The sequence below is a fragment of the Microcystis sp. LE19-41.2A genome (assembly GCF_027530405.1).
GTDB classification, from domain to species: Bacteria; Cyanobacteriota; Cyanobacteriia; order Cyanobacteriales; family Microcystaceae; genus Microcystis; species Microcystis aeruginosa.
Genome location: NZ_JAPZQJ010000326.1, coordinates 1 through 5,420, shown reverse-complemented (window position 1 = coordinate 5,420; position 5,420 = coordinate 1). Strand labels below are relative to the sequence as shown.

Below are 5,420 nucleotides of genomic sequence, written 5' to 3'. Positions count from 1 at the left end.
ACTTTAAACTCTAAGACAAACATTTTACGCACGGGTTACTTAGATAAAATCAGTATAGCACAATAAAAGTTAAGTTAACAAGCTATAGTTTAAAAAGCCGTCCTAAAAGGACGGGGCTTTAACCCAAAATTTCGGTAAATTTTAGTCAAACATTTGATTTACTTAGTTTCTAATCCTCTTTTTAGGTAGGAGAATTGTCAGAGCCTTTCTCTTGCCTATTGCCTATTGCCTATTGCCTTCAGAAACTGATAACTGATAACTGATTAATTTCCTCGCCAAAAGACAATCGAATTATTGAGAGGTTGAATGGTGGTGCCGGGATAATAGAAAGCGAGAATTTGTTCGGGAGACCAACCCAAACGGGCTAAATTATAGGAACCAAATTGACTTAATCCTACCCCGTGGCCAAAACCGCCACCAATAAAGTTATAACCCTGGATCTGTCGATTGGTATCGTAGATAGGATCGATGTAGAATAGGGTACTGCGAGGCGGTCCCAAAGCACTACGCACCTCATTTTTATGCAGTTCCAAAATCCCCTTATCGGTTTGAATAGTCATAGTCAGAATCCGACCGGAAGGAGAGCGCTTAGTCACTTCCATCCATTGGATTTGCTGGAAGTGGGCGAGGGGATGTTTTCTGCGTTTTAGATAGGTTTCTAGGTCTTGACTCAAATCAGCTAAAGAAGCTTGTTTTTGCCAGCGAAAAACCCGTCGGCCCGTCTCATTAAAACCATCTTTAAGATTAATAAACTGGCGAAAAGTTGTCTCATTAGCGAGAGATTGTTTCGAGAGATCCCAGACTCGATTGGGGGAGTCCACCACTGCCCGGAGATAAGGTCTTTCCTCCCCATCCCAAACATCACTAAAGAGGGCAGTTATTCCGCCGGTGGTAGAGGAATAAAGGGCATCCACTAACTCATTTTGGTAGGTTAAAACCAGGCCTCGCGTGGACGCGATCGCTTGATCAGCCCGGGGATTAGTTCCCGTCAATCCATAATAAACTTGACAATGGGTATCGGCACAGAGTTCGTAATTATCGGCTTGAAAACGGCGGAGATTGCGGAGGGCGTAGGTACGGGCGATAATAGTTTGCGCTTGGGTGGCGCTTTCCGGGGCATCATGACCGATTTCGTGGGGTACAACCCCGCGCAGGTAGGTTTCGAGGGGAACGTTATTAACTAGGGTAAAAGTGCCGTAGGCGTTGGGCTGTAGGCGCATAGTTCCCCCGTACAAACGTAACTGATCGGGGCTATGGGTGACTTGAATCAGGTTTTTTTGGCTCTCGATTTCTAATTCTTTGGGAAAATAGCGCACCCCGTTGATCTGGAAAGAAACTTGCGGCTTTTCTTTGAGTAAAACACTATTAATATAGGGTTGATTGTGGCCTTTGGCTTGCAAACTGGTCAGCAACCAACGTCGCACTAGGGGATTTTCATAAACTTCTCGCTTTGCCCAGACCTGCCAGCGTCCGGGTTGGGTAATTTCCACTTTAATGCCCATTTTTGCCCAATTTTTGGCACTATTTTCGGCGGTTTCAAAGGTGGCGTGGTCGCTCAAAATGACTTTTTCTTGCAGGATGGGAGAAGCGAGGGGACGGGGAATAACTTCTAATTGTAGGCGATTGGTTTGCAGGGTTTGGGATTGGCCATCTTCTCCCAGCACCCGCAGGGTGAGATGATCACCATTGGTACTGCCCAGGGTTAATTTTTCCTTGGCTTCATCGCCAAAACGTTGGACAATGCCCACTCTCAGAAGGACATCCTTGGCTATAGCGGCAGGAATTAGGGTTAAACTGAGCAAGATCGCCGCAGTTATGGAACCGATGCTAATTATTTGTTTTTTTTCCTTGATTTTTAGCATAAAGTCAAGTATCTGTTAATAAGTTTTCATAAAAGTTGAGGATATTCAGAGATTATAGCAGCAAGCCGTTAGGGGAATAGGGTAATGGGGGGGGATAGGGGAATTTCCACTAAAACCCTAAAACCCTAAAACCCCAACACCCTCAAACCCCAACACCCAACATCCAACCACCAACAAAGCATCTAACTTCCCCCATCGCTGATAATGCGTAAACGTACCATTTTCTGGCCACCTTCATCCAGTTCCACTTCGATCACTTCACTGGTTAAACTTTCCAAACAGGTTAACATCGATCGCAGATGGGGATTACTTGCTCCCGTATCCACATAGAGGCGATCGGACAAACTACCTAAACGTTTCCAAGTAGTATAAAGTTTAGCTACGGCTTGCTCTAATTGTGTGGCTTGTTTAACCAGATCCGCCGCCGTATTTAGACAATCGACGCGCAAAGCTTCTTCTAGAGCCATTTCGATATCTAAATTACCCCGTCGGAGAGTTTGTACTTGGGCCGCCGCATCGAGATATTTGGCTAAACTGCGTGCTTCCGAGGTGATTAATTTTACCGTGTCCACATCGGGATTAGCGGCGATTTCTTGGCGAAGAGTGTCGATATGAGTATCGGGTAACTTTTCTAATTCTTTCACTAGGGGGGCGAGATGACGCGCCGGTAAACTGCCGTCGCTGGCTTTTTCTTTCACTTCATCGGGTAGTAAATCTGAACTCATCGCTGTCCATTCATCGGCCAATTGCTTCACCTCCCGACGGGTAATTCTCTCCCCTTGTCGGGCCGCATCACTGACTAATTTTTGAATTTCGGGGGCAGATTTGGCCGTTTCTACGAAGGCGCGTTTACTAAAATTATTGATACTATCGGGATCCAGTTGTCCTTCCGCCAGGAGAGTATCAGCACTATTAGCCAATTGAATCAGAGCATAAGCTTGACTTTTAGTGATTTCTCGCTGTTTTAACCAGTTTAAAAAGCCTGTACCCCGACTATCACCGCCTTGCTTCTCCCGGTCGCGAATAGCTCGCAAAATTCGCCCCCGCCAGATTTCCGTTTGCAAATCAAAGCGATCGCAGACTTTCCAAAAAGAATCCAGTTGTCGCTGAAAGTCGTGATCTTGAATGGTTTCATCTTCGGGATCTGGCAGTTGAAAGTTAAACTCTAGAGGCGTTTCAAAGGCATCAATGATCGCGGAGGTGTCGGAGGGGAACGTCGCAGCATCAACCATATATGATAGACTCGGCAGTTAATCAGGCATTTTATCTTAACTCGCTCAGGCAACCCCCGACAAGCCGATTAATCGTCAGGTAAAACCCCACACCCCACACCCCACACCCTGTCCCCACGAACAACTTTTTCATCAAACCCTAGTTAGGAGAAGCATTGGGGGGAGTGGGACCGGTGACGGGTGGGGAAGGTGTCGTCCCTGGATTGGTATCGGTGACAGGTGTGGAAGGTGTCGTCCCGGTCGTGGGACTCGGACCGGTGACGGGTGCGGGAGAAATCGATGGATTGGAAGGGGGATTATGACTCAAGAATTGCCAAGCGATCGCAGCCAGCAAACCGAGAACACCGACAGCGATCGCTACTACGACTAGGGGTGAAACCCTAGTGAGCGCGGGGGGAGAAGTACGACTAGAAACCGAAGAAGATGCAGGGGGGGGAGTGGGTATTGCTGTCACCACTTCTTCTCCGGGGTAGGTGTCCCCGCTGTGATCAAAATCTTGGTCATTAAGATCGGGAATAATCCGTTCTTTGGCCTCAGCATAAACTAAAGGCGTGACAGGTTCAGCCGCAGGAACTACCCGACAATAAACTAGGGCGATGGTGGAGTTATCGTGACCGTTTTTCTGGTTAGCTAGTTGTAATAAACTTTCCCCCACGGCGGTTACATTTTTCTCTCCTCGCAAAAGAGGCACAATTTCACTGTCCCAGTATTGTTCTACCCGATCGTAATCACTTAAACCATCGGAACAGAGGAGAAAAACACAATCTTGATCAATAATCAACCTCTGAACGGTGGGATGGAGATTATTGGCGCTACTCATGCCCAAAGCTTGCACCAAGGCCCCCGCGTTGGGATACTGTATGGCATCACAATAGAGGAGATAGCCTAATTTCACTTCCCTGGAAGCGAGATCGTCATCCACCGTCACTTGATGACAACTGTGGGCAGTAATCCAATAGATGCGGGAATCCCCCACATGGGCCGCGTACATTTCCTGGGCCTGGGCAAAAGCCATAACTAGAGTCGTACCCATGCGCTGACGATCTTGTCTTGACTCCTGATCATTGCGTTGACTGATCAGATCATTGGTGACACGAATCGCCTGTTCGAGGATAAGACTGTAACTATCGGGATAGATTTCAATATTAGTGGTGGGACTGGGATTAATTTCCCTAGACAGGGTTTTGATCGCCAATTGAGCAGCGATTTCGCCCCCTTCCTGACCGCCGATGCCATCACAGACAATCGCCAGGGGATTTTGACCATGAGCGAGGGTTATGGCCTGATTAGTCGGGGGATAACAGGCATCCTCGTTGTGTTCCCGCAGCAGACCGGTATCAGTGCAGGTAAAAATCTCATAGCTGCGTTCTTGACCTCCACCGTAGTGCTGTAGTGCATAATCGAGAATAGCGATCAGGGATTCCGGGCGATCGAGATCACCGGATTCTAGCTCTTGGGTCAGGGATACGAGAAAATCTTGAATATTAGCGGCTGCCGTCGGGATCAGACCGGTCCAGAAAGCTCCTAAATCTTTTAAATTGGGAGCGGTGGCCTCATCTTTGCTTAATTCTAGCAATTGCAGCAGCTGATCATTCACTCTCGTCAGTGAAGGGTTGAGCAGACTAGAGACTACAGCCTTTCTCTGAAGGGGATGCCAGAGTTTGGCCATTTGCCATAACCAGTGAATTTGCCTTAAATCAGAAGCTTGCGACCAAACCTCGGCCAGAGTGGGCAATAGTTCTGGATAAATTAATTCTCCCGTTTCGTCGAGGGGAATAGTGCCGTACTCCAACAGCCAGATGTCCATATTTAGGCGTTCATCGGGACTGGGAATATAGCCATAGACTTGGGGAATGTGGAGATGGAAGGGTAACAATTTTAGGTAGAGGGAAATCCAGCTAGGAGGTTCGTCCGGCGCTTGGGGTGCTTGAGCGGGTTTAGTATCAAGAACAATTTGTGGTTGTTTGACCAAATAACGATTATCAATTAGCTCGCCAACATGATAATAGGTTCTCACCCAATCACCCATCATCCATAAATAGCGCTTAACTAAAGGAGTACCGCATTTTTCACAGAATCTATTAGTGAGAGCGTTCGGGGATAGACAGGTTAGGTTTTGACATTGGAGGGTTGTCACGGAATCCATGAAAACTGCTGACTCCTAAAGCTCGGTTAGTATAGGTTATTGACATCCTCACCGCCGTAAACGGACGGCGATTCCCAAACCTCACGATTTGGGTTTCTGCTTCTTTCCCGAAGGATTTTTCGCACCTGCCTTAACAGATTTACTCTGTTCTGGTCTTATGGTCGCTCTACAGACTGACAC

At 47.4% G+C, this 5,420-nt stretch carries 3 protein-coding genes; all 3 read right to left on the bottom strand.

Annotated features, from left to right (window positions below):
* Positions 1-263 precede the first annotated feature (263 nt).
* The gene (locus O9290_RS13615) at positions 264-1,862 is read right to left on the bottom strand and encodes a SpoIID/LytB domain-containing protein (protein ID WP_288059357.1); all 1,599 of its coding nucleotides are present in this window, start codon (positions 1,860-1,862) and stop codon (positions 264-266) included.
* Between the two features lie 182 nt (positions 1,863-2,044).
* Positions 2,045-3,094, bottom strand: a complete 1,050-nt coding sequence (locus tag O9290_RS13610) for a hypothetical protein (protein ID WP_288059355.1) — start codon at positions 3,092-3,094, stop codon at positions 2,045-2,047.
* A gap of 139 nt (positions 3,095-3,233) precedes the next feature.
* Positions 3,234-5,240 (bottom strand): PP2C family protein-serine/threonine phosphatase, encoded by a 2,007-nt coding sequence (locus O9290_RS13605; RefSeq protein WP_288025048.1) that lies wholly within the window; start codon positions 5,238-5,240, stop codon positions 3,234-3,236.
* Between the last annotated feature and the right edge of the window lie 180 nt (positions 5,241-5,420).

What these genes read in the sequence shown, in the direction of transcription:
- O9290_RS13615 (WP_288059357.1), bottom strand. Translation starts at nt 1,862, where the DNA reads ATGCTAAAAATCAAGGAAAAAAAACAAATAATTAGCATCGGTTCCATA.
- O9290_RS13610 (WP_288059355.1), bottom strand. Translation starts at nt 3,094, where the DNA reads ATGGTTGATGCTGCGACGTTCCCCTCCGACACCTCCGCGATCATTGAT.
- O9290_RS13605 (WP_288025048.1), bottom strand. Translation starts at nt 5,240, where the DNA reads ATGGATTCCGTGACAACCCTCCAATGTCAAAACCTAACCTGTCTATCC.